The organism is Lysinibacillus sphaericus, assembly GCF_002982115.1.
GTDB lineage: Bacteria > Bacillota > Bacilli > Bacillales_A > Planococcaceae > Lysinibacillus > Lysinibacillus sphaericus.
On record NZ_CP019980.1, the window covers coordinates 3,820,805 to 3,846,013 of the forward strand.

Here is a 25,209-nt window from a genome sequence, read left to right on the forward strand (position 1 = left end):
TCCTCCTACTGCGACTCAATTGTCGTGAAATAAGATTGCACGACATTTTGTAAATCCTTCGGCAATTGTAAACGCTGTGAGCTTTCCAAATAGCTATCTTTATAGGAGCCAATCACTTCATCATACGGTCTAATGGTACCTTTTGTAATTGGTCCATTACCTTGTTGCTCGGAAACATGCGAACCGTCTCCTAATTGCCCACTATCGACAGTCGTTTCGCTAGAACCGCCAAGCCTTGGTGTAGTCAATAAATCTCGGCTTCCTTGACCACTCCCCGCACCCTTTCCTAGACCTGAACCACTTCCTTGACCTTGACCCTGTCCTTGTCCTTGTCCTTGGCCTTGACCTTGCCCCTGGCCTTGCCCCTGGCCTTGGCCTTGTCCTTGCCCCTGTCCTTGGCCTTGGCTTGGTTGCTTTCCTTGTGACTGGCCATTACTTGTTGCTTGCTGGGAATTATTTTGACCTTGTTGACTACTAGGTTGTGCGTTACCGGAAGAGTGTTGATTCGAATTTGCACTGTTTTGCTGATTATTATTTGTGCTGTTTGCACTAGCAATGGCATTTTGCAATGTATTACTAGCTGGTTTCCCTAAGTTGCTCATCGCTGTTTGCGTTGTATTTGCACTTTGTGTAAGCTGTTGCTGCATTTGGGCAAGCTCTTTCAACTGTTCGAGTTCCTCTTGTGATAAAGCTTTATTATCGCCAGCACCATCTTTATTCGCTGTCTGCTTATCTTTTAATTGCTGTTCTTTTAAAGCTAATTCCTTCTGCTTTTTCACGACTTCTCGTAATGCTTCTTCCGCTGTTTGCGTTTCTTTTAACGTATTTTGTAATTCTTTTAGCTGCTCTTTCACTTCTTTTGTCTCAGCTTTTTTTTCTAACTTCGCCACTTCTTTTTTTATGTCCTCAATCACAGCCTTTTCTTTTTCCACTTCAATCGCTTCAATTTGCGTTGCCGCTGGGAACATATAAAGTATTGCTAAAACAATAGCTGTGGCAAAGAGGCCAATAAATGCTTTAGGTCGAAACAAATTTTTCTTTCTTGCTTTAAACTGAGCAAATGCTTGTTCTGACTTTTGAATCGCCTTTGCAAGTAAAGATTGGATCAGTGGGTCATCGTCGTTTTTAAAAGACAGTGCCGTTACAAGTTCATTATGTGAAAAATAATAGTCAAGTGCATACAATGCTTCCTTTTCTTTGACACGTCGCCACCACATCATAACAATTGTTGCAAATAGGCCAAGTATAAAGACAACAACAGCAATTTGACGATAATAAGGCCAAACAAATAATCTTGATACGAGGACAAGTGAAGCACTCGAAAGCAATGCTAAAAACAACCCGTATTGTGCAATAGGTAGGCTTCTCTCAAAAGTTAAACTGTGTTGTGCACGCTGAATATATTTTCGTAATTGCTTCCGACGCTCCATGCTGTTTCCTCCTCATCGATTACTTTTCATATTGGCACGTAATTTCTTAATCGCAATCGTTAAACTTAACACAATAATCAAAACATAAATTAGTAAGTAGGTTATCCATACCGGTATATCAATGCCACTTAGCTCTGCTAACGCATCTCCCATAGAGGGCGAAATAAGCGTAAGCATTAATGCACCTGGATTAATCGAAGCCCAGAAGTACGTCATAAAGGATGAGCTTGTAGCAATCGTATTGCCCATTTGATGGAATGCCATTGATAGGAAGAAGAAAAATGCTGTAATTCCCCCTAAGAAAATGATGGAGCCATACGTAGCAATCATAGCAACAATCGTTTTCTTCGTAATAGTTGAAAACATAACCCCAACGCTACCGATTGCAACAACTGTTAATAGGTAAAATAAAAAGATTGAAATTAGTTGGGAAGGGGACACCCCACCAAATAGAAAGACTAAACTATACAATGGTAGCCCTGCGACTAACATCAATACTAAAAATGCTACCGAAGATAATAATTTACCAATAATAATTTGTGTCGAGCTTTGTGTTGTTGTTAATAAAATATTTAACGTTTGTTTTTCTCGTTCACTACTAATTGCCCCAGCAGTTAAACTCGGTGTAATGAAAAGAACGAGTGCCATTTGCAATATTGTTAGTACGGCAAACATCATAAAACTTGTATCAGGTCTAAAAAACCCTTTGCCTGTAAATTCTGTTGTCAGCAGTAAGAAACCTGCAATAAAAATACAAATCACCGCTAGATAAAACATTAAACCAGAAAAACTTTTAAAAGAACGGAAGCGTAACTTCAATTCTTTTACAAGGACGGGATTATAAAACCTTTCCATCATTGACTGTCCGCTCCCTTCGTAATCGCCATAAAGACGTCTTCTAAATCTTTTTCTTCCTCGCTTAATGCATAAATTGGTAAATCTGCAAGCATCGCTTTTTTCAGTAATACTATTTGTTCCTGATCTGTGCCGCGATAGTTAAAAGCAATTTCTAAACGATTGTCCATAACATCTATTGAAGAAATTAATGGATCTTCCTCTAAAAATGCGCGTACCTCTTGTAAACAATCTGATACTTTGATAACGATTCGCTTTTCACCTTGTAGCTGAGCTTGAATGGAAGCAACATTGCCATGTGCAATCAATTTACCATTATCAATAACGCCGATTTCATCACACATTTCCGCTAGCTCTGGCAAAATATGCGAGGAGATTAAAATAGTTTTCCCCATGGATTTTAAATTTCTTAAAATATCTCGCATCTCTACTCGTGCGCGTGGATCTAGGCCTGAAGCAGGTTCATCCAATATTAAGACCTTTGGATCATGAATCAGAGCTCGTGCTAAACAAAGGCGTTGCTTCATCCCACGCGATAGTAAATCAACATATTCAAAACGTTTATTCGTTAAATTAACTAACTCTAATAACTGCGGTATAAGAACTTTACGCTCCTGCGCGCCAATGCCATAACTCGCCCCATAAAAGTCTAAATACTCATCTACTTTAAGTTGATCGTACACACCAAAGAAATCTGGCATATAGCCTATTTGTTTCCGAACTTCTTTCGGTTCCTTAATCACACTTTTTCCATTGATCAATGCATCGCCTGAAGTTGGGGATAGCAATGTAGCTAAAATCGAAAACGTTGTCGATTTTCCGGCACCATTAGCCCCTACAAAGCCAAATACTACACCTTCCTCCAGTGATAGATTTAAATGATCTAGTGCTGTGAAAGCGCCGTATTTTTTCGTTAAATCACGAATCTCTATCATTACTTCGCCACTCCTTTCAGCTCTATTTCAGGTAATTTTGTCTGCTCGCCTGTTTGATCTGGTCCAAATTTAATCTCCAACAGCAGCTTACCCTTATCATTGAAGTATTGCGTAATATCATTTGTAAACACTTGCTTCGTATCAACTAACGGTTCATAGTCGCCCGTTTTGTTATTCCAAATGGATAACTGCATTCGTTGAACATCTTTATTCGAAATTGTAAGTTCATCTAGGGTTTGAACAAAGTCCATAAAATGGTCTGGCATCTCTATCGACAATTCATATAAACCTTCTGACATGTACCAAGTATTTAATTGCTCATCCATTTTATCGAAAACGGCATTTGGCGATTGTGCGCTCAAATTATATGAAAAGTTATTACGTTTTAACGTAAATGGACCTGACATTTCAACTTTTCCATCGAATGGCTGTACGAAATAAGAAATAGGTGACATGTTGACACTTGTTTCAAGTTCTACACCTACAATTGCTTGCTCTGCCCAAGCTGTAATGACAGGTTGTTTCTCACTTTCTAGTAATAGAAGGGCTTGAGACTTCATGCGCTCAATGCGTAATGGGTCAACCTCTTCCTTCGACTTTGGATAGTTATAATTATAATTATTAAAGTGTGTTGGTTTTTGAAGAACTGTTGTTTTCAGCTCTTTGTCCACCTTCAGTGTAGCATTTGGTTCAATATCACCAAGCTTCACTTCTTTTGTACCCGAAATAACCGTGACATCCTTTAATGCAAACGGGAAGTTATTTTTAACTGTCCCAGACAATTTTTCATTTTTCAATGTAATATCAATATCCATTTTACCTATCTTTTGAGCAGCTGTTTTCCCCCCAAAAGATTGGACAGACCAATAACTTAAATCGCGCAATGTTAATGCGGATCCATTGGCGTGTTCCTTAATATACGACGATTCATGTAACGCGCCTACTGAACCTGTAAGATTATAATTATTGCGGAAAGCTACTGCAGTCGTATCTTTATCAGCATTCACTACAAAATCACCACTGCGATTTGTTAAAATCGATTCTACATAATAACCATTCACGCTGCTATCTTCATTTACTTTAAAGAATGCGGATTGTTGTACTTGTGGCTGCACAATACGATCTTTTGCGCCAAAAACAAATAGGACAATCGACAGTACCACTGAAATCGTAGGAATAACCCACCATGCATGCTCTCGTTTATCCATTCTCTTTAATACAAAGTAAAGGATTGGACCAATTACTAAAATATAAAGAATAATGACGATAAGCATATAGCTAACGGACACTTCGAATGATGGGAATAATTCGTTAATACTACCTAACTCGCTAGAAAGCTGATCCATTGTAGATTGACCTTGCATCACTGTTTGCTGAGACATAGTTTGAATGTCGAACATTTTCGCTGTTAATGCCGCATAGCCGTCCATAGATGCTAATGGCTGGTCTCCTAATGAAAAAGTTGTTTGGACAATTTCTCCACTACCAACCTTTTTCTTAGCAGCTAGAATATTAGTATTGTCTTTTAAAACAGGGATACTGCCTTCATTTTCCGTTGCTGTATAGACCGAAATTGCCTGCGTGAAAATACCGCCTCCCGATAATTTCGTTAAGCTATCTGCTGAAACAGTCGTCGTTTGTTGGGATAATGTAAGTGGCAAATATTCTTTAAAAATACCTGCAGTTGCATTGATTTGCTCAGAGCTGCCAAGCAATAATGTACCACCATCTTGCACCCATCTTAATAATGCTTCCTGCTGTTTTTGCGTTAAATCAGCTATCGCAACCTCATCTACTGCAATGATATCCGCCATTGCATAGCCTTGTGCAACATCAGGTAATGTGTAGTCTTTTAATTGATTTAAGTTAAATACTTCTACACTATTGGATGGAAAAAGTTGCGGTAACTTTAAATAGGCAGTCAAACGGTCGCTTTTATCTGTTAACGTATAAATAAATGTTGAATTGGCTTCTAAAAAATTCGCCTGTAACCGCTTTGTTCCTTTATAAGCAACTTTTTTTCCTTTTTCAATGTTGCCCTCATAAAAGGCAAAAACATCGCCATCGGAATACCCATAATCAGCTAAACCGTCCAAATAAAGTGTAACTGTTTTTTCCTCACCTGCTGCTATATCTATTGGCACAACTAGTGCTGAAGCTGCTTGATAAGAATTAAAGGCATTGATCGCCATATCTCCAGAAAAATCAGGCCCGTTATTTTTTACAGTTACTTGCAAAGGCGTAACTGATTGATATTTTGCCTTTCCTGCAATTCCTGTTTTAGCTTGTACCTCTAAAGTAGGTGCGGCGCTCGCCTCAGAAATAGGCAGAGCATAGCTCATAACAAGCATTAATAAAACTATTAGTGCGGTAATATTTAATTTCTTCAAAAACTCAACCCCTTTTCCTTTGCTTTTAGATGATTACATAATTATACGTTTTTTTGTGCATTTTGTTCCATTTCTTATGATATCTTCATGAATATTCATAAACTCTTAAGATTTAGGGAGGTGCCAGGCACTCAAACAATTTAATTAATGGTAGCGAAGACGCGACCTGCGGGACAGCATGGACAATACGAAAAAGTGTTAGAATGAATGCGATCAATCTAACACTTTACTCTTTAATCCGAAGCCACTTTAGCATGAAAATATTTAATTTGTATAGTCAAACAGGCATCGGGCATGATCTTGTACAACCTCTACAAATGCTTCTACTTGGCGTAATTCAAAGGAAGACTCATAGCCTATTAACCATGTATCTCGTGTTAAACCAAATTCTTTTTCATTGTTAGTGAGCGCAATTTTATTAACCCCATCATGCTCATTTAGCGTGATGGACGGTAGTATGGCATAACCTATGCCATTTAACGCCATTTGCTTACATATTTCAATTTGGTCTACCAAAATTTGTCTTCTAGGATTTGAAGCAAAATGCTGTTGCCACCATTGCTGTATTTCCTGATAGTAATTGGAATCACTTTTAAATTGAATAAATGGGCGATCAGTTGTCAGCACATCTTCAATCGTTTTTAACTCCCGATCTACTAAGTACAACGTATCGCGGAAAAGATGAATCTTTTCACCTTTCCAATCAACCTGCCCACGCACAATGCCAATATGGGCCTCGCCCTCATATAAAGCTTTGACAATTTCCGAGCTCCAACCAGTCATAAGTGATATTTTAGCTTCTGGATATTTTGTTACAAAATCTTTTATTATTTTAGGAAGCCAGTTTTGCCCGACAATGGAAGCACAAGCAATTTTCAATGTCCCATTTACTTTTGTTGTTAACGATTGAATCATTTCAAAGATTTCTTCTTTTTTAGCAAGCATATCTGTTGCATACGCTATAACGTGCTCTCCTGCAGGGGTTGCTGTAAGCCCCTTTTGCGAACGAATAAACAGCTGTGCACCCCAATCTTTTTCAATCGATTGCAACCGTTGTGAAAGTGCAGGTTGCGATAAAAACAACCGCTCCGCTGCTTTACGCATATTGCGTTCCTCAGCTAAAACTTTCAAAATTTCTGCCTCTGTTGCCATCAATCACCTAAACCTCCAATACAAGTAAAGGGGGACCTCAAGATGTTGCACCTGAGTCCCCTCTTACACTACTTCTCTTTTTGATAGATATATTTTTTCAACTGTTTTAAAATAACGCGTCTTGTTAAAATCCCTGCAAATGTACCATCTTCATCTATTACACATAAAAACGCATGGTTAATAACCAAATCTAAAGCTCGTTGGAAAGTATCCGTCATCTTTAGAACGGCTATATCTTTTTCCATTATTGTATCTACTTTAATATTTGGTAATTTTTCATATTCAATATGTTCGAGACCTAGAATAGATTCTGTAATCATTTTCATGCTCAATAAACCTTGAAGGCGATATTTCAAATCTAATACAGGTATGGACGAGTACCCTGTACGTGTCAGTACAAGCAGTGCATGCTCGGCACTATTACCACTTTGTACATGTGCAACCTTTTCGGATGAAATAATAAAATCACTAATTGGCATTGCTAATAAGTCTTTGCTGTTAGTTGAAATCATGAACTTCTTCTCCTTTTCTGTCCTTGCTTTGCAGAACAGGATCCTTCTCTTTTATCATATCACAATGTTTCCGACTATGACCACGACAAGGTCAAGAAGAGTTTTTCATAAACAATGTATATTATGGATATTTCTGTTTTAGACAATATGAAATATCAATTTATTTTCCCCGTTTTTCTAAAGTTAATGCAAAAGACCGACTATAAAATCTTTGCACAGTTGTAAAAACTAATTTTTTACATTTTTGTATTGCTATAATGAAATAAAAAACATTGGAGGTATTTTATGTGGACGCAAAATATGGTTGAAACTCCTCGCGGAAACTTCGAGTATTTTAAAATGGGAAAAGGTGAGCCACTCTGTATAACACATCAATATACAGCGTTTAATAGTAATGGCAATATTTTCGCTGCACCTTTTACTACACACTATACAGTCTATTTAATAAACTTAAGGGGCTGTGGAAACTCAAGTGATTCAACAGTACACGATGATTTCAGTTTTAAAAATAGTGTCCAAGATTTAGAAGCTATTAGAAGTGCATTAGGCTTTGCACAATGGAGTTTTGCTGGACACTCTACAGGTGGCATGCTGGGGTTAAATTATGCATTGATGCATCCTAATTCTTTGAAAAAAATAATAATAGGTGGTTTATCCGCATCTTCGCATTATATGTCGCATCCTGATAGCATTTACTGTAAAAGTAATCCGAATAATTCGAGGCTATTGGAAATTTTAAAACTGCTTAAAGATCCGACAAAAAGTCTTGAAGAAAGAAGAGCTTTAAATAAAGAATGGAACCTCATGTCCATTTATAAAAAAGAACGCTATGACAAAATCATGACAAGACCTAATAGCGGAAAGGTAGTAAACAAAAGATTAGATTACTTTATATCTACTGAACTAAAGAACTTTGATCTCACTGAAAGTTTAAAAACAATCAAATTGCCTACTTATATTTATTGTGGCAAATATGACACGCAATGCCCTTTAGTTTTTTCTGAAGAAATTGCCTCTCTTATACCAAATGCTTACTTAACAATCTTTGAAGAAAGTAGTCATAATCCCTTCGTCGAGGAAGAAGGAGTATTTAATAGCTTTGTAAAAACGACAACACAATAACAAAAAATTTTCTTATAATATTTAAAGTTTGTGGGAACATAATCTTTACAAATGTCAAAACGAAGTATCACATAAACCAAGGCAAATGTGATACTTCGTTGAAATCTGATTAATACCCTGTCTTAGTCCAGTAGTAAAAAATCATTATTCCTAAAAAAAGTAAAAAGATGATGTACACCCAAACAATAGGATTTAGCATCGTTGCATATTCTTCGACTGTTTCTGAAATCGGTGTATCCTTTTCTGATTTCCGCTCTGACGTCATTTTGGCAATTTTCATAGTCGAAACAAATGAAATAACCGAAATGATTGTGATTGCAATAAGAGACGGTATCAACCACATACTCATAGGCAAAACTCCTTTCTTTGCCCTTAGTATGTATCAACACCGCTCCTCATTATGCAATGAATTTCAACAAGGAAAAAGTCACTTAACTACATTGACAGCCTAGATAATGCTAAAAAGGATACTGATTTAACCACTGTCCTCCATCTAAAGTGACACATTCACCATTCATATAGCTGGCTTTATCCGACATCATAAAAGTTGCTAAATCCGCTATTTCTTCTGGTGTACCGATGCGTCCAAGTGGTACAGCATCAAGTGTACGAGCTGCTGCTGCTTCTGATTCCCAAAGTTTTGCTGCTCCGCCCGTTCGTTCAATTGGCCCTGGCGCAATGGCATTGACACGTATACCATAACGTTTGCCCCATTCAACAGCTAACGTTCTTGTCATTGATAATACACCAGCTTTTGCAGCCGCCGAATGTATTACACCAGCACCTGCATTCCAAGCATAGGTCGCCACCATATTAATAATCGATCCGTTAATTTTTTGGTCAATCCAATATTTACCGACAGTAGAAGAACAATAAAACGTACCATTTAAAACGATATCCACAACTGCTTTCCAACCATTTGGCGACAAATCTTCTGCACGCACAATAAAATTACCAGCAGCATTATTGACAAGTCCATCCACTCGACCAAATTTTTCAACTGCAAACGCCACCATTGCCTGCGCCTGTTCTGGTATACGAACATCCATCTGGAATGTTTCGATTGTATTGCCTGCTGCTAATATAAACTCTTTTGCTTCCGCTAATCGCTCTTCGTTACGCCCTACAATTACAACGTTTGCTCCTTCAGCAACGAATTGCTTCGCCATATAAAGCCCCATACCACTTGAACCACCTGTAATAATAATCGTTTTCCCCTGCAACATCGTACTTCCCCCTTTAAGAAAAATGAATAACCATTCATTTTATTTTACTATATTTTCTCGTAAATGTCATATTAATTCTACTATTTGTGGATATCTGTATTTTTTAGAATATCAATCTATGAAAACAAAAAGACTAACTTGACGCTCTTGGTCATTTTAGTGTTATTATGATTTTTCCATGTAATCGAATCGTTCAAACAACAAACTCAAGACAAATAAAAACGAATTATTTAGCATTCCCCAATGTTAAATAATTCGTTTTTATTTATTAATTTCTGATTTCTTCATACTCAACAATTCCATTTGTGTCAGTAGGTTTATCTGATACATTTGCTATAAATACAGCAATCGCTAAAAAAACAGGGAAAATAATGACCACTACTAAAACAGACAATATAATCCATATCTTTTTGCTACTCTTTTGTTTGATAGGAGGCAGATTTTCAGCAGAAGGTGCACTATACAAGTATTGATACTCAGCTTTAATTTCCTTAGCTAATTCGTTAGGTAAAAGAAAGCTTTTTAATACCTCGTCCACTGATTTGCCATTCGTTACGGACTGCAATAAATGATCTTTTACTTCCATGACATGATTATCTCTATCCTTTTTTGGTAATGGCTCTAACTCCATTTCCAGTTGACGTATATAGTCATTTATCTTGTGATTATCCACGACTAATCCACCCCCTTAATTTCTTCAAAATAGTTTAATATTGTTTCTAACTCCTTCAGTCTATTTTCTACTAATGCTTTTCCTAAATCTGTAATACGGTAATACTTTCTAATTCTTCCTTCGTATTCTTCTGAAAATACATCCACATAATCATTCGCCGTCAATCGTTTTAATATTGGATAAATTGAACCATCTGAAATCGAAAAACACTTGCTCTCTTTCAATTCTTTCGTCAATTCATAGCCATACATCGTTTTTTTCTGTAGCATCATTAAAATGGCAATTTCAAATAAACCTTTAAGATATTGCGTATTATTATTTTTATTATCCATAAGGTAATTATATTTTATACAAGTATATGTGTCAATCATATATATAATCAACTGATACATATTAGAATTAGTTTATATTAAAGTATGGAACAGTGCCTAATAATGGCACAAGCATTAAGATGATGTCTTATTTTATGAAATTTCAACTCATTTTTATTTTTCAACAACATTATCTCAAATGAAAAGCGCCTTCCTCTTTTGCTTAATGGAAGGCACTCTGTCTCATACTATTTAAAACTCATAATGATAAGCAACCTTGTACAGCTCCATTAACTCATCCTGTGTTGGCACTTTAGGGTTATTGGCAGGACTACCACTTGCCATTGCATCGATTGCCATTTTCGGAATTGCCGCATAAAATGCATCCTCCTCAATACCCCATTGCTGTAAATTGCCAATATTCATCTTTTTACATAATTCTTTTATTGAGTCGATAGCTAAAGTCGCTAGTTCCTCTTGGGTACTATACTGTCCTTTTGCGTTGAAAAATTTTCCTATATCTGCTAGGCGCTCCACGCATGCATCCTTGGTAAATTCTAATACCGCTGGTAGTAACATCGCATTGGAAATACCATGAGGCACATGAAAAAGTGCACCGATAGGACGTGACATCCCATGTACTAAAGCAACTGATGCATTGGAAAACGACAGTCCTGCCTGCATTGAGCCTAAAGACATCGCCTCTCGCGCATCAATATCGTCCCCTTGCTCGTAGACCTTCAAAATATTATGAATAATTAAGTCCATTGCTGACAACGCAAGCACATTCGAATAAGGATGTGCTAAACGAGACAAATAACTTTCAATTGCGTGGCTTAATGCATCAATACCCGTCGCCGCTGTAATGGCTGGAGGAGAGGTTACCGTTAGCATCGGATCGACAATGGCAATTGGTGGCATAAAAGCTGGTTGTTTTATCATCATTTTCACATCATTCGTCGTGTTGGTAATCACTGTAGCATCTGTTGCTTCAGAGCCTGTGCCTGCTGTTGTTGGAACAGCTATATGCGGGATAGGTGATTGCTCGGCGATTTTCGCTAGTTTCATATAATCGCCGATATAACCACCATTTGTTGCTACAACAGCAATTGCTTTGGCTGTATCGATACAACTTCCACCCCCAACAGAAATGATAAGATCACACTGTTCTGTTTGCAAAATACTAAGACCTTGTGCTACATACGTATCCACTGGCTCAGTTGTTACACCTAAATATGAAACCGCTTCCAAACCATTCGCTGTTAATAATGCCTTACACTGATTAACAAACCCTAATCCATCCATGATAGGATCGCTAACGATAAGTGCCTTCGAACCTAGTTTTTTGGCATATACGCCTACTTCTTCAAATGCATCTTTTCCATAAACAATCGTCGCAGGAGAATTTACTGTGAAAGTTGTTTTTGTTTGTATCATAACGCATCGCTCCTCCATTATTGGGCAGTATAACCGCCATCTAATACAATCGCCTGACCTGTTAAACCTTTGGCCACATCACTCGCTAAATAAAGTGCAAGCCCTGTAATTTCTGAAACATCAAGCAAGCGCTTTTGCGGGACAAGTGGATATAGCACCTGCTCCAACACTTCTTCTACTTGAATCCCACGTGTCTTTGCTAAATCTGTAAATTGATTACGAACTAATGCTGTATCCACATATCCTGGACAGATGGCATTAACCGTAATACCGTCATTGGCTACTTCAAGTGCAGCGACTTTTGTTAATCCTATTAAGCCATGCTTTGCTGCGTTGTAACCCGCTTTACCAGCAAATCCAATAACACCGTTTATCGATGCCATATTTAGAATACGACCAAATTTATTTTTCTTCATATGGGGTAAGGCATATTTCATCGTAATAAATGGCGCTACAAGCATTACTTTTTGCATTTGTTCAAAGACTTCTGTGGGGAAATCTTCGATGTAAGATACATGTTGAAATCCTGCGTTATTAATCAAAATATCAATGCTATTAAATTTACTAACTGTGAAAGCAATCGCCTCACTAATAGCTTGTTCATCCGTGACATCACATGTATAGGCTGTTAAGTGTGGATTTTGTGCTACCACCTCAGCTAATCGTTGCTCATTTATATCTGAAATAACAACATTCGCTCCTTGTTCAGCAAATGCTTGAGCAATAGATAGGCCAATTCCACGAGCAGAGCCCGTTATAAATACTGTTTTACCTTCCATCAATTGCTATCCCTCCTACATTCCAAGTGAGAATAATACGATCGCCACGATAGTCCCAATAATTGGTATAATAACGGTTAAAGCACCGAAAGGCAAATAGGCATCCTTATGTTTTTCATTACATACAGAATTGATTGTCGTCACTACATAACCACCATGTGGTAATGAATCGAGCGAGCCAGATGCAATGGCTATTGTGCGGTGTAATGCTTCCGTATTAACGCCCATATCAATATAGTGAGGAGCTAATAGTGGCATTGCAATTGTTTGACCACCTGAAGCTGAACCTGTTAAACCGGCTATTACTGCGATTGCAACAGCTCCCCCTATAAGTGGATTGCCAGGGATATTTGTCATCACATCGACAGTTGCTACAAATGATGGTGTAGCTTTTACAACGCCCCCAAAGCCTACAACTGCTGCTGTATTTGCAATAGCTACAACAGCGCCCATTGCACCTGCGGCTAACGTTGCACTAACTGATTTTGCATATTTATAGCTTACTAAATACGCCATAATACAACCGCTCGTTAATGCAACAATTAGAGCTGATGTGCCAAGAGAGTCATGGAAGATAAACGAAATCAATAAAACGACTACTAATGGTACTAAACTTAAGATTGGACTAGGTAATTTACGCGTTTCGTCAACGACAGGATCTGTTGAACGTTCGATAAATACCTCCCCTTTTTTCACTGCCCGTTTAATCATCCAATTCAACCATAGTGCTCCACCGATCGCCATAAATAATGCAACGACAATACTCACCTGCCAACCTGCATATGGCGTTGTTCCTAAATAGGGAATCGGAATCCAGTTTTGGATTTCTGGTGAGCCTGCTGACGTCATTGTAAACGTTACAGAACCTAAACCAAGTGCCGCAGGAATAAAGCGTCTTGGAAGATTCGCCTGTTTAAATAAACTAATCGCCATCGGATAAACAGAGAAGGCTACGATAAATACTGAGACACCACCATATGTTAGTACAGCTGCTGCCAGTACTACGGCATATGTAGCATACTTCACCCCAATTTTTTCAACAATCCATTTTGAAACACTATCAGCAGCACCTGTATCTTCCATTACCTTGCCAAAAATGGCACCTGCCATGAACATTAAATACCAAGAACCAACGAAGCCCGTAAATCCATCCATATAACTTGTTAAGAAATTAGCTTGATTGTCATTTGCAGTTTGTGGGAAGAAAGCAAGACCATTTGTTAAAGCTGCAATTAAAGCAGTTAATGGTGCTGAAATTAGTAAATTGACACCCCTCATTGTTAAATAGACTAGTAGTACTAAACTTCCAAAAAGCCCAATATACGCTAACATCCACATCCCACCTATCTTTTAGAAAGTGCTATAGAGTTACATCTTATATTGCTATATGGCGTGCCTGTATACCTTCATTTCTATCGTTTCTGCGCTTAGTCACTTGACTTCCATTACTTCTTAAAACGTTCTGTACACACAGCAGTGTAAACAATATGTTAGGCTACAGACGGACACTATCTGCTAGCTAGCACCGATTACTTTTTTAGCATCCGCCTGTGGTCTTTAACATACGTTAAGGCTCTCTATGTCATTAATCATTATTACTTGGAAATGCAAATGTAGATGCTGTTTCAGTATTCGTCACCCAACGCTCTGATATTGTTTTTGTTTTCGTAAAGAAACGTGCCTGATCTGGGCCAAACATATGCCCTTCTCCAAATCGAGAGCCTTTAAATCCTGCAAAGTTATGGTAACCAACTGGAATAGGAATTGGTACATTCACCCCTACCATCCCCACATCAATTTCTGTAGTAAATTTACGTGCTGCAAGTCCATCATTGGTAAAAATTGTAACACCATTACCAAGCTCATGCTCGTTAATTAGCTGTATTGCCTCCTCTAACGAATCAACACGCACTACATTGCGAGCAGGACCAAATACTTCTTGCTCATAAATTTCCATTCCTGGTGTTACATGATCTAATAATGTTGGACCGACAAAGAAGCCTTTTGATTCGTTTACAATCGCTAGCTCACGTCCATCACAAACAACAGTCGCCCCTTCTGCTTCTCCTTTATGAATTGCAGCAAGAATCGCTTCTTTTGATTGCTGTGAAATAACCGGGCCAAAATCAGTATCTTTCTCCGTATAAGACCCTACTTTTAATGCTGCAATTTTTTCTTTTAAGATGGCTACTAAACAATCTGCGGTTTCTTCGCCCACTGGCATGATTGTTGAAATGGCCATACAACGCTGAGAAGCTGCTCCATAGGCCGCTCCAATAAATGCATTTGCCACTTGCTCAAGGTCTGCATCAGGCATTACGACCATATTATTTTTACCACCACCTAAAGCAGTGACACGTTTCCCATATTTTGAGCCAGTTTCATAAATATATTTAGCAACAGGCGTAGAACCTACAAATGAAATCGCTTGCACAATTGGGTTTTCTAATAGCTCATTAACCGCATCTTTATCGCCATTTACGACTGTCCAAATGCCATCTGGTAAACCAGCTTTTTTCCATAACTCACTTACATATAACGCGGTCATTGGTACTCTCTCTGAAGCCTTTAAAACAACTGCGTTCCCTACAGCAATCGCCATACTTGTTTGCGCTAATGGCACCATAATAGGGAAGTTAAATGGCGAAATTGCCGCTACCACACCTAGCGGATATTTAGCAGAGTAGGCATTAATTTGACCACCAACATTTACAGAGTATTCGCCCTTTACTAAATGAGGAGCCCCAATTGCTAAATCGACGGATTCTAAGCCTCGTGTAATTTCACCTCTCGCATCATCAATCGTTTTACCACTTTCCGTACAAATAATTTGTAATAATTCTTCCATATTATCTGTCACTAGATTGCGAAATTTTAATACTACCTCTGCACGTTTAGCTACTGACGTATCACGCCATTTTGGAAAGGCGGCCTGTGCTTTGACAATTGCCTCACGTGTCTCTTCTACTGTTGCTAGCGGTACTTTTGCAATAACATCACCTGTTGTAGGATTATAAACTGAACCGTAACGACCACTTTTTCCCTCAATCATTTCCCCACCAATAAAATGTGTTAATGTTTTTACTTGTTGTGCTGTTGTCATAACTGTTTTCCTCCTTTAATTTTGTTTCATCATGCACTTTTCTTTGAGACTTAAATAAGCAGCAGACATGTCGTTTTCACCAAAGCCTTCTGCTGATATATCATTGTACAGATTGACCAGTTGTTCACCAATTAGAAGGGGCACACCTGCTTCATCAGCCATATTTTTTGCCAATCTTAAATCTTTTAGTAATAGATTCGTAGAAAAGCCAGGTTCATAATTTTCATTTTTCATGTATTCTAAATAATTACGCTCATAAATCCGACTTTGACCATAACTATTACTTAATACTTCATAGAGCGTATCTGCTGCCACTCCCATACTTTCTCCAAGTACAATCGTTTCTGCAACAGCTTGCGTATAAAAGCCAATCATTAAATTGTTCAGTAATTTAATACGTGTCCCTACACTCGGAGATGTGCCAAGATGGAAAATGTTTTTTCCTACTATTTCGAAAATTCCAACGCCACTTTGGTAATCCTTTTCTTCTCCACCTATCATAATTGTTAACGTAGCATTGATAGCACCAATAACACCTCCACTTACTGGAGCTCCTAAATAACGTAACCCTAATGATTGCGCCTTTTTATGTAACGAATCATTTAATTCAGGATTTACAGTGCTAAAGTCTATTAGTAAACTTCCTTGCTTAGCATGTTGCAAAATCCCATCTTCTGATGTGTAGACATGTTCAACAACTTGTGGTGTTGGCAAGCTGGTCATAATTACTTCGCTTTGCTTTACAACGGCTTGCGATGTTGCTAAACCATTACCACCTTCTGCAATGAATTGTTCCATTGCTTTCGCATTCGTGTCAAAGCCATACACTTCATAACCTGCACGAAGTAAATTAATGGACATTGGTAACCCCATATTGCCTAAGCCGATAAAACCTAACTTGTCTTTCATTTGAGCTCCCCCATTTCCCATGAATTGCGTAAATAAGCTAACTGATCCACTAGCCAACTTTACGTTTTTATCGTAACATTAATAACGAGATACCCTTAATGACCGCGGTCACTGACTGTGGTCATTTAAATCATAAACAAACTTAATATCACTCGTCAATCAAAAAATTTTCTATTTTCTGAATAAATATTGCAATTATTATTATAGGATATTTTAATTACGGAGGCAGATGGGCATGAATTCGTTAACTACTCGCCAAAAAAAGGCATTAGAAACTCGAGAAAAATTACTGAAAACTTCTTTAGATTTATTTAATAAACATGGATTTGAACATGTATCTGTTGAACAAATTACGAAAGCATGTAAAGTCTCCAAGGGCACTTTCTATACCCATTTCCCATCCAAATACGATGTTATTTTGGAAAAATTTGAGGAGCTTGATAGCTTTTACAGTACTGTCGAAAAAAATATTGATCAATCATTGTCAGCAAGTGAGAAAATTCTTTTGCTTTATAAGGAGCAAATGTTGTATTTAACAAACGTGGTTGGCAAAGATTTATTGAGAACAGTGTATACGGCTGCCATGACGAATCAAGTAGAACAAAATCATTATTTAATTAGTCCTCAGCGCAAAATCTTTCAAATTATTAACACTTATATTGAAGAGGGTATTCAACAAGGAGAGTTTGTTAACGATTTACAAGCGGTACAAATGCAACAAATTATACAGCGTTGCATGAGAGCCAATGTTTATGATTGGTTAATTCATAATGAGGAATTTGATTTAGTTGCGCAGATGGCACATTTTACAGCAGTTGTTTTAAACGGATTAAAGAAATAAGTTAATTTGCTTAGAAAAGCAATAGTAAAGGCATCAAGAAAAAGATTTTCTTGATGCCTTTTGTCTGTTTCACTCCGCTCCGCGGATATTTCACTTTGCTACGCGGGTATTTCGCTCTGCTCCCCGGGTATTTCGCTCTGCTCCGCGGATATTTCGCTCTGCTTCGCGGATATCACTCTGCTCCGCGGGTATCACTCTGCTTCGCGGATATTTCACTCCGTTTCGCGGGTATTTCGCTCTGCTCCGCGGGTATTCCACTCCGTTTCGCGGGTATCACTCTGCTCCGCGGGTATTTCACTCCGTTTCGCGGGTATTTCACTCTGCTCCGCGGGTACTTCGCTCTGCTTCGCGGGTATTTCACTTTGCTCCGCGGATATTTCGCTCTGCTTCGCGGATATTTCGCTCTGCTTCGGGGGTATTTCACTTTGCTTCGCGGATATTTCGCTCTGCTCCGCGGGTATTTCACCTTGCTCCGAGGGTATCACTTTGCTCCGCGGATATTTCACTCTGCTACGCGGGTATCACTCTGCTCCGCGGGTATTTCACTTTGCTCCGCGGGTATTTCTCTCCACTCCGCTCAAGTATTTCTACCATGGAGATAAACGCTCTGCTTCGCGATAACTTGCTTTATTATCCTACAAAATATTGGGCCACAATCGTTTCAACAGGTAATGGTTTATTATATAAGTACCCTTGTCCTTTTTGACAACGATGACGCTTTAAAAACGCTACTTGTGATGGCTCCTCTATTCCTTCTGCAATTACTTCAAGCCCTAAATTATGAGACATCGAAATGATGGCTTTAATAATTGCCTCATTTTTATCATCCTTTTCGATATCCGCAATAAACGATTGGTCAATTTTAATGATATCGATTGGATAACGTTTCAAATAGCTAAGTGAAGAATAGCCCGTACCAAAATCATCAACCGACACATAAACACCTAGCTGCTTTAACTCCGTTAAAATTGAAAATGTTTCATGCACATTCGTCATAGAACTTTCGGTAATTTCCACTTCAATTAAATGTGGCGATACATTATATTTTTTCAACGTTGCTTTAATTTTACGAGCAAAGTTTTCTTTTCTAAATTGTTTGGGCGATATATTGATGGCAATCCTGACTGGACGATAGCCCTTGGCACGCCATTCCTTTTGATAGCGACAAACTTCATTAATAATCCAATCACCAATTTCTACAATTAAGCCTGTTGCTTCAGCAATCGGTATAAACTGTGCAGGGGATACAAAGCCAAATTTCCGATTATTCCATCGTAATAACGCCTCAAAGCTATTAATGCTATTATCGTTTAAATTCATCTGTGGTTGTAGATGAATACTTAGTTCATTAAATTCAATGGCCCGTCTTAAATGTGCCTCCATCAATGCCTCATTTGGAAAAACATTTGTCATATCTTCACGATAATAGCGGTAATGTGAACGTCCGTGCTCTTTAGCAGAGAATAAAGCTTGATCAGCCTTTCGTACGAGAGTCTCCAAATCCTTACCATCTGCTGGGCTTAAAGAAATACCAATGGAAACACTAATAAAATACTCCTGATCATCAATCATAAATGGCTGTTTTAACGAATCTAAAATGGCATTCGCCAATTGCTCTATTTTGTCTATAGTGGCATCTTTTAAAATAAAAATAAATTCATCACTATTATAGCGATAGAGCGAGCATTGCGCGTAACAAAATTCACGAAGCCTATGACAAAACATTCGCAAAAGTTCGTCACCCTTACTTTCACCAAGAGACTCATTAAATTTTTTAAAACGGTCAATATCGACTAAAAGAATGGTTGCTTGTTGATGTTCACTTTGCTTATCATTCAAATGTTGTAGCCAATGCTCTTTAATAGCTTTTCGATTCCAAATACCAGTCAATTCATCCGTTAAGGCTAAATAGTAAAAGGAATCATGATAACTCTTAAATAAGTTCGCGTCTCTAACGAAAAAATGTACCCCAATTATTTCACCATTAAAATATGTTGGATGTGTACGCAAATAAAATGGTTCATTACTTAGTAGGTTACCCTTAAATAAACATTTTGGCATATCCAATGTAGCGCCTTCAATCGTTTTAGCAAATAATAATTGGACTTCGTTTACATAGTTACACTCTAATAATGAAAAAATATCAAGTCCTATAAGGCTGTGATGTTCTCTCGACAATAAAGACGTAGCGGTAACATTTTGATGAACAATACGACCTTGTAAATCAGTCGTTAATATTGGACATACATGTTGTTCAACAAATTGCAAATATGGCTTCGTATCACGCTGTTCCTCACGTAAAATAACAGCTATTATAGATGGCTCTATTTGCTGTACACTTACGGCAAACGATTTTTGCATTTGCTCAGTCTCTGAATAAAGCGCAATCTTACGAGCAATGTTAAATTCCTGTTGTATTATCTTCCATAATTGTTGCCAACATTGCTTGTTAAAAAATTGCTTTGCTGTCGTTGCTTTCTCATCCTGCAACGCTATAGCTAATGGTAGTTTGTCGTTATAATAAACGATTTCAAAATCCCCATCATCAGCTTGTTTTAAGCATACTACTGCATCGAACGGATTAAGCAGTGCCAACTGTCGATAGTTTGTGAATTGCGCTACATTCTTTCTATATTTTTTCATTATATCCCTCTCTAGGTAGCGTGTTTACTCTAGTCGTCTAAGACGCTTATTATTTATTCCTCATCTAGCGTAGGCTTTAGAGCATCCTTTAAGAAAATTTCTTGACTATTAATAGGGTCTTCGCTGCGATCAAATTCTTTGTAATGATATTTCCCATTGGAATCTTGGATACGAGCCTTTGCTGTATCCTCAAGTTGTTTATTCATAATATCCATAATACGAGCTTTTGCTTCAATTGAATAGACAGGGAAAAGAATTTCAACGCGTTTAATCATATTCCGGGTCATCATATCTGCTGAGGATAAGTACACCTTATTCTCACCATTATGATGGAACCAATAGATGCGTGAATGTTCAAGGAACCTGCCAACAATACTTGTAACGGTTATATTTTCGCTAATGCCTGGAATACCTGGGCGTATGCAGCAAATCCCCCGTATAATAAGCTCGACTTTTACACCAGCAATAGATGCTTCGTAAAGCTTCATCATTAAATCCTTATCCGTCAATGAATTCATTTTGGCACGAATAAATCCATTTCCGTATTTCTTATGACAGCTTATTTCCTCATCCATTAAACGAATAAATTCATCGCGAATATCAAATGGTGCAACGACTAAATGATTAAATGTAGGTTTTTCCGTATAGCCGCTTAAATAATTAAAAAAGTTCGTGGCATCAATTCCAAATTCCTTGTCTGATGTTATGATGCCCATATCTGTATAAATTTTTGCAGTTGCATCATTATAATTTCCTGTTCCAAGATGAACAAAACGTTCAATCTTGCCATTACGACGACTTACAACTAATGTTATTTTGGAATGCGTTTTTAAATTATTCATACCATAAATAACAAGACAGCCTGCTTGCTCTAGTTGTTTTGCCCAATGCACATTATTTTCTTCATCAAAACGTGCTTTTAACTCTACTAAAACAGTCACTTGTTTACCGTTTTCAGCTGCGAGTTTTAATGCTTGTATAATTGGAGAATTCCCACTAACTCGATAAAGTGTTTGCTTGATTGCCAGTACATTCGGATTAACAGCAGCCTCTGAAATAAAGTCCACTATCGGTGCAAATGATTCATATGGATGATGGAAAAAAATGTCCTGTTGCAATGCTTTTTCAAAAATATTTTCATCTGACTGTAAATCTAAAGGTGGCTGTGGAATAAAGCTTTCATACTCTAAATGCTCCCGTCCAACAGCTATACCTTTTACAAATGAGAACATAAATGTTAAATCGAGCGGACCGTCAATATGAAAAACATCTGTCTCCTCGATTTCAAATTCTTCTAGTAAGTATGCAAGTACCTCATCATTCATTTCCCCTACACGTACTTCTAGGCGGCTGCCAACACCCCATTTACGTTTTTTAAGCTCTTTTTCAATTTCTACCAGTAAATCACGGGCACCTTCCTCATGAATCGTTAAATCTGCATTACGTGTTAGACGGAAAGCCTGTGCCGATTTCACACTGTAGCCATAGAAAAGCTTTTCGATATGAGCGACAATAACATCTTCAAGTAGAACAATCACTGTCTCACCCTCAGCAGAAGGCACTTTAATATAGCGATCCAAAACAGATGGTACTTGCACTATGGCAACCTTTTCACGGCTTTCTAAATCTGTCTCATCTTGTTCCAATAGGACAAGTATATTTAATGTTTTACCAAGCAAGGTTGGAAATGGTCGATAAGCATCTACTGCTACAGGTGTTAAAACTGGGAAAATGGTTTCAGCAAACATTTCATTGATAAACGCCTTTTGCGTACTATTTAAATCTTTCATGTCTGCAATATGTACATTGTGCTGTGGTAGTAAATCGTAGATTAAGTGACGATATACTTCTGTTTGTCTGCGCACTAAAGCTTGCGTACGTTCAGCAATTTTCGCTAATTGCTCTTTTGGTGTTAAGCCTGACTTATTCTCAGCCTTATGGAAGCCTGCACGCACTTGGTCCTGAAGTCCTGCCACACGCACCATGAAAAATTCATCTAAATTGGAGCTAAAAATCGCTAAAAACTTCAGGCGTTCTAGCAGAGGATTATTGATATCCTCTGCTTCTTCTAATACACGTTCATTAAACGCTAACCAGCTTAGTTCGCGGTTATTATAATATTGAGGTTTTGCTATTTCTTCTAGTAAACGGCTATGTGATTCTGAAAATTCTTCTTCATGTAATCGATTGTTTGTTACTTCTGTTGTCATCTTGGTTCCACCCTTCTTCAATGAAGTTTACTTTTATTGGTATCTTTAGAGCACGTTCTAGATGTTTCTTATGCCGATTTGCTTGATATTTTTCAGCAGCAGCATTTTTTTTGACGTATACGTTAAGCTGAACATAATTGTCTAAAGGTTGCATTTCAATCGCATGTACAATATTTCTTTTTGAAACATTTAATGCATAGACAAATTTTAACAACGTGCCGAATTCGCGCATTTTGCGATACTCTTCACGACTCATCCATTCGGTAAAAGGAGCCGCAAATCGTTCAAAATAATCTTTATTTTTATATGAAGCTAAAAGTGCTAATTTTAGACGCTCTTTATGATTCAAACCATCAATTGATTGATTGGCAATTAAATAAAACGTATGTTGACTAGCGGAGCTTAACTCAATATATTCCCCAATATTAAAAATCTTTGCTGCCTTTCTTAGTAACTGCAAATCATTTTCATCAAATTGTAAATAATTCAAATGGCAACACGCACGATAAAGTTGATCTGCTAAATGCATTAAATAATCAACTTCTCCCTCTGAACGTCCATATTGTCGAGCTAATTTTCTAGCGTTTCCCTCAAAGACATTATATTTGTCAAAAGCATCTTCATCTTCTTGTAAAATACGATGGATAATCAGCCCTTCCCGTAAACCTTTTTTCGTTAACTGGAAGACCTCACTACCTACAATTTCCATAAGTACGCGGAACACTTCTAATGCGGGTACAATAATATCAGCACGATCCGTTGATAACCCATCCAAATGTTTTAGTTCTTGAAAACTTAAATTTCCTAAAAACGCACCAAGCTGATCTAAATCTTCTTTAGATATTTCATAGCCATGCACACTCGCAATAGGATATTGCTGTCGTTGCTGATGAACTTGCGCGATATTTCTCGCACTGCCCCCAATTGCAATAATCGGTAATCCCACTTGTTGAATCCAAGGTAGTGATTTGAACTGCTCCTTAACAAAAGCAACCAGTTCTTTCTTCTCACCACTATTCATAATGTCACCCTTTACGAAACGTTGCTTTAATGACACCGTTCCAAAAGGAAAACTAAATGATTCAACTAGTTCCTTATTTTTAAATAATGTTATTTCTGTACTTCCTCCCCCCATGTCAATCGTTACAGCAGACAGAGTACCGATTGAATGGGCTACAGCAACATAACCGAAATACGCCTCTTCCTCTTCAGACAAAAGCTCAATCTGTACGCCCGTTTTCTCCTTCATTAAAGCAATAATCTGGTCTCTATTCGTCGCTTGACGAATGGCGGCTGTTGCAGCTGCTTTCACATCGACAATTTCAAAATCATCAAGCATTGCTTTAAATGTTAACAACGTTTCTGTTAGTACTCGAATACCTTCTTCGGACATGGCTCCTGACGGTTGCAAATATGTTCGTAAACGCGCAACCGTTTTTATATTTCCAAGTTCTCGAAGACCTTCTTCATTATCATACTGATATAGTACCAATCGTATTGTATTCGAGCCGATATCAATAATGGCCGTTTTTAATTCATCCAAATAATTCACTTCCTTCACAGGACAATAGGTGGTGGTCTTTTTATTTTGTGTTAAAAGCATCCTCATTATACAAAAAAAGTCGGAACCAAAAAGGTATCCGACTTTCGTTTGTATTAATATTTCAGGATACCAATTATTAGTATTGTGAAGTTCCTTTTTCGCTAGCTTTATAAAATAAGTTGATCGACACGTAAAATTAGTTCGGCAATTTCAGGTTTACTAATTTGGTCCTCAGCACCTACTTGATCACCTTTATGGCGAAGATCATCAGTAATTAAACTAGAGAAAATAATGACCGGCAGCTTTTGTAAATCAGGATGCTCTTTAATTTTTCGTGTAAGATGGTGACCATCCATTTGTGGCATTTCAATATCTGTTACAACTAATTGAATGTGCTCTGTAACATTATTGCCACTTTTCGCTAATGAATCTAAATATTCATAAGCATCACGACCATTTTCAAAGAACTCTACATTCTCATAACCGGCTTCCTTCATCGTATCAAATAATAATTTACGTAATAATGGTGAATCTTCAGCAATTAAAATGCGTTTTTCAGAACGTTCACGTTTACCAAGCTTTTTCACGGACTCTACATTAATACCCGATTCAGGGTTAATATCAACCATGATTTTCTCAAAATCTAGCAATAAAATCATTTGCTCATTTTGCTTAATAACACCGATTACTTGTGAAGTCCCACCCTGATACATATCAGAAGGCTTTTCGATTTGATCCCATGAAATACGGTGAATTTGTGTCACATTATCGACATGGAAAACAACTCGTTGTTTATTAAACTCAGCAACAATATATTTTTGTTGCGGATTACGTTCTGTGCTTTGTATTCCTAGTACTCGTAGCATATCTACTACCGGTAATACCTCGCCTCTTAATTGAATAATTCCCTCTACATGCGGGTGCGCGTGTGGAATAAACGTTACTGGAATAGGTTGAATAATTTCTTTTACTTTAATAACATTAATACCAAATTTATTGTTAGCTACTTCAAATTCAACGATTTCTAGCTCATTTGTGCCACTTTCTAATAATATGCCCTTATGTTCCAAAGCAACCCCGCTCCTTTCTATTTCAACATCAATTTATAATTCAATTGTATCATAGGCGATACAATTCT

General features: G+C 37.6%; 21 protein-coding genes. 2 read left to right on the plus strand and 19 right to left on the minus strand.

Annotation, left to right across the window (positions count from 1 at the left end):
* Window positions 1–5 precede the first annotated feature (5 nt).
* From LS41612_RS18860 to cbpB, 6 genes are all read right to left on the minus strand, one after another.
* The gene (locus LS41612_RS18860) at window positions 6–1,430 is read right to left on the minus strand and encodes a DUF8809 domain-containing protein (RefSeq protein WP_024362234.1); all 1,425 of its coding nucleotides are present in this window, start codon (window positions 1,428–1,430) and stop codon (window positions 6–8) included.
* A gap of 12 nt (window positions 1,431–1,442) precedes the next feature.
* Window positions 1,443–2,288 (minus strand): ABC transporter permease, encoded by an 846-nt coding sequence (locus LS41612_RS18865; protein ID WP_024362235.1) that lies wholly within the window; start codon window positions 2,286–2,288, stop codon window positions 1,443–1,445.
* Entirely contained in the window at window positions 2,285–3,220 is a 936-nt protein-coding gene (locus tag LS41612_RS18870; protein WP_024362236.1) for an ABC transporter ATP-binding protein, read from the minus strand. The genes LS41612_RS18865 and LS41612_RS18870 overlap by 4 nt, the downstream gene beginning before the upstream one ends.
* Window positions 3,220–5,610, minus strand: a complete 2,391-nt coding sequence (locus tag LS41612_RS18875; RefSeq protein ID WP_024362237.1) for a DUF8725 domain-containing protein — start codon at window positions 5,608–5,610, stop codon at window positions 3,220–3,222. The genes LS41612_RS18870 and LS41612_RS18875 overlap by 1 nt, the downstream gene beginning before the upstream one ends.
* A 264-nt stretch (window positions 5,611–5,874) precedes the next feature.
* Window positions 5,875–6,762 (minus strand): transcriptional regulator CcpC, encoded by an 888-nt coding sequence (gene ccpC / locus LS41612_RS18880; RefSeq protein ID WP_024362238.1) that lies wholly within the window; start codon window positions 6,760–6,762, stop codon window positions 5,875–5,877.
* A 68-nt stretch (window positions 6,763–6,830) separates the two neighbouring features.
* Complete coding sequence (gene cbpB, locus LS41612_RS18885) at window positions 6,831–7,274, minus strand: cyclic-di-AMP-binding protein CbpB (RefSeq protein WP_024362239.1); 444 nt, start codon at window positions 7,272–7,274, stop codon at window positions 6,831–6,833.
* A 285-nt stretch (window positions 7,275–7,559) separates the two neighbouring features.
* On the opposite strand from cbpB, the gene LS41612_RS18890 reads away from it, so the two are divergent.
* Window positions 7,560–8,396 carry an alpha/beta fold hydrolase gene (locus LS41612_RS18890; RefSeq protein ID WP_024362240.1) on the plus strand — a complete coding sequence of 279 codons (837 nt, stop codon included), beginning with the start codon at window positions 7,560–7,562 and terminating at the stop codon, window positions 8,394–8,396.
* A 109-nt stretch (window positions 8,397–8,505) separates the two neighbouring features.
* Here LS41612_RS18890 and LS41612_RS18895 read toward each other — a convergent pair whose 3' ends face one another.
* From LS41612_RS18895 to LS41612_RS18935, 9 genes are all read right to left on the minus strand, one after another.
* Window positions 8,506–8,745 carry a hypothetical protein gene (locus LS41612_RS18895; protein ID WP_024362241.1) on the minus strand — a complete coding sequence of 80 codons (240 nt, stop codon included), beginning with the start codon at window positions 8,743–8,745 and terminating at the stop codon, window positions 8,506–8,508.
* A 109-nt stretch (window positions 8,746–8,854) separates the two neighbouring features.
* A complete protein-coding gene (gene fadH, locus LS41612_RS18900; RefSeq protein WP_024362242.1) occupies window positions 8,855–9,622 on the minus strand; it encodes a 2,4-dienoyl-CoA reductase in 768 nt (255 codons plus the stop codon).
* A 268-nt stretch (window positions 9,623–9,890) separates the two neighbouring features.
* Window positions 9,891–10,295 (minus strand): DUF1700 domain-containing protein, encoded by a 405-nt coding sequence (locus tag LS41612_RS18905; RefSeq protein ID WP_024362243.1) that lies wholly within the window; start codon window positions 10,293–10,295, stop codon window positions 9,891–9,893.
* A 2-nt stretch (window positions 10,296–10,297) separates the two neighbouring features.
* The gene (locus LS41612_RS18910; protein ID WP_024362244.1) at window positions 10,298–10,627 is read right to left on the minus strand and encodes a PadR family transcriptional regulator; all 330 of its coding nucleotides are present in this window, start codon (window positions 10,625–10,627) and stop codon (window positions 10,298–10,300) included.
* Window positions 10,628–10,858: 231 nt separating this feature from the next.
* A complete protein-coding gene (locus LS41612_RS18915) occupies window positions 10,859–12,043 on the minus strand; it encodes an iron-containing alcohol dehydrogenase (RefSeq protein WP_024362245.1) in 1,185 nt (394 codons plus the stop codon).
* A gap of 17 nt (window positions 12,044–12,060) precedes the next feature.
* Entirely contained in the window at window positions 12,061–12,822 is a 762-nt protein-coding gene (locus LS41612_RS18920) for a 3-hydroxybutyrate dehydrogenase (protein WP_029747191.1), read from the minus strand.
* Window positions 12,823–12,837: 15 nt separating this feature from the next.
* Window positions 12,838–14,154 carry a GntP family permease gene (locus tag LS41612_RS18925; RefSeq protein ID WP_024362247.1) on the minus strand — a complete coding sequence of 439 codons (1,317 nt, stop codon included), beginning with the start codon at window positions 14,152–14,154 and terminating at the stop codon, window positions 12,838–12,840.
* A 253-nt stretch (window positions 14,155–14,407) separates the two neighbouring features.
* The gene (locus tag LS41612_RS18930) at window positions 14,408–15,925 is read right to left on the minus strand and encodes a CoA-acylating methylmalonate-semialdehyde dehydrogenase (protein ID WP_024362248.1); all 1,518 of its coding nucleotides are present in this window, start codon (window positions 15,923–15,925) and stop codon (window positions 14,408–14,410) included.
* Between the two features lie 15 nt (window positions 15,926–15,940).
* Window positions 15,941–16,834 carry an NAD(P)-dependent oxidoreductase gene (locus tag LS41612_RS18935; protein WP_024362249.1) on the minus strand — a complete coding sequence of 298 codons (894 nt, stop codon included), beginning with the start codon at window positions 16,832–16,834 and terminating at the stop codon, window positions 15,941–15,943.
* 235 nt (window positions 16,835–17,069) lie between these two features.
* On the opposite strand from LS41612_RS18935, the gene LS41612_RS18940 reads away from it, so the two are divergent.
* Window positions 17,070–17,675 carry a TetR/AcrR family transcriptional regulator gene (locus tag LS41612_RS18940; protein ID WP_024362250.1) on the plus strand — a complete coding sequence of 202 codons (606 nt, stop codon included), beginning with the start codon at window positions 17,070–17,072 and terminating at the stop codon, window positions 17,673–17,675.
* 630 nt (window positions 17,676–18,305) lie between these two features.
* Here the strand turns inward: LS41612_RS18940 and LS41612_RS18950 are convergent.
* The 4 genes from LS41612_RS18950 to LS41612_RS18965 all read right to left on the minus strand — a co-directional run bounded on the left by LS41612_RS18950 (window position 18,306) and on the right by LS41612_RS18965 (window position 25,141).
* Window positions 18,306–20,318 (minus strand): EAL domain-containing protein, encoded by a 2,013-nt coding sequence (locus LS41612_RS18950; protein WP_024362252.1) that lies wholly within the window; start codon window positions 20,316–20,318, stop codon window positions 18,306–18,308.
* Between the two features lie 53 nt (window positions 20,319–20,371).
* Entirely contained in the window at window positions 20,372–22,528 is a 2,157-nt protein-coding gene (locus LS41612_RS18955) for an RNA degradosome polyphosphate kinase (protein WP_024362253.1), read from the minus strand.
* Window positions 22,494–24,071 (minus strand): Ppx/GppA family phosphatase, encoded by a 1,578-nt coding sequence (locus LS41612_RS18960; protein WP_024362254.1) that lies wholly within the window; start codon window positions 24,069–24,071, stop codon window positions 22,494–22,496. The genes LS41612_RS18955 and LS41612_RS18960 overlap by 35 nt, the downstream gene beginning before the upstream one ends.
* A gap of 167 nt (window positions 24,072–24,238) precedes the next feature.
* On the minus strand, window positions 24,239–25,141 hold the full coding sequence (locus LS41612_RS18965) for a chemotaxis protein (protein ID WP_024362255.1): 903 nt from the start codon (window positions 25,139–25,141) through the stop codon (window positions 24,239–24,241).
* Between the last annotated feature and the right edge of the window lie 68 nt (window positions 25,142–25,209).

Excerpts from the sequence above, each read along its gene's own strand:
- LS41612_RS18860 (WP_024362234.1), bottom strand. The coding sequence starts at position 1,430 with ATGGAGCGTCGGAAGCAATTACGAAAATATATTCAGCGTGCACAACAC.
- LS41612_RS18865 (WP_024362235.1), bottom strand. The coding sequence starts at position 2,288 with ATGATGGAAAGGTTTTATAATCCCGTCCTTGTAAAAGAATTGAAGTTA.
- LS41612_RS18870 (WP_024362236.1), bottom strand. The coding sequence starts at position 3,220 with ATGATAGAGATTCGTGATTTAACGAAAAAATACGGCGCTTTCACAGCA.
- ccpC (WP_024362238.1), bottom strand. The coding sequence starts at position 6,762 with ATGGCAACAGAGGCAGAAATTTTGAAAGTTTTAGCTGAGGAACGCAAT.
- cbpB (WP_024362239.1), bottom strand. The coding sequence starts at position 7,274 with ATGATTTCAACTAACAGCAAAGACTTATTAGCAATGCCAATTAGTGAT.
- LS41612_RS18890 (WP_024362240.1), top strand. The coding sequence starts at position 7,560 with ATGTGGACGCAAAATATGGTTGAAACTCCTCGCGGAAACTTCGAGTAT.
- LS41612_RS18895 (WP_024362241.1), bottom strand. The coding sequence starts at position 8,745 with ATGAGTATGTGGTTGATACCGTCTCTTATTGCAATCACAATCATTTCG.
- fadH (WP_024362242.1), bottom strand. The coding sequence starts at position 9,622 with ATGTTGCAGGGGAAAACGATTATTATTACAGGTGGTTCAAGTGGTATG.
- LS41612_RS18910 (WP_024362244.1), bottom strand. The coding sequence starts at position 10,627 with ATGGATAATAAAAATAATAATACGCAATATCTTAAAGGTTTATTTGAA.
- LS41612_RS18915 (WP_024362245.1), bottom strand. The coding sequence starts at position 12,043 with ATGATACAAACAAAAACAACTTTCACAGTAAATTCTCCTGCGACGATT.
- LS41612_RS18920 (WP_029747191.1), bottom strand. The coding sequence starts at position 12,822 with ATGGAAGGTAAAACAGTATTTATAACGGGCTCTGCTCGTGGAATTGGC.
- LS41612_RS18925 (WP_024362247.1), bottom strand. The coding sequence starts at position 14,154 with ATGTTAGCGTATATTGGGCTTTTTGGAAGTTTAGTACTACTAGTCTAT.
- LS41612_RS18930 (WP_024362248.1), bottom strand. The coding sequence starts at position 15,925 with ATGACAACAGCACAACAAGTAAAAACATTAACACATTTTATTGGTGGG.
- LS41612_RS18935 (WP_024362249.1), bottom strand. The coding sequence starts at position 16,834 with ATGAAAGACAAGTTAGGTTTTATCGGCTTAGGCAATATGGGGTTACCA.
- LS41612_RS18940 (WP_024362250.1), top strand. The coding sequence starts at position 17,070 with ATGAATTCGTTAACTACTCGCCAAAAAAAGGCATTAGAAACTCGAGAA.
- LS41612_RS18950 (WP_024362252.1), bottom strand. The coding sequence starts at position 20,318 with ATGAAAAAATATAGAAAGAATGTAGCGCAATTCACAAACTATCGACAG.
- LS41612_RS18955 (WP_024362253.1), bottom strand. The coding sequence starts at position 22,528 with ATGACAACAGAAGTAACAAACAATCGATTACATGAAGAAGAATTTTCA.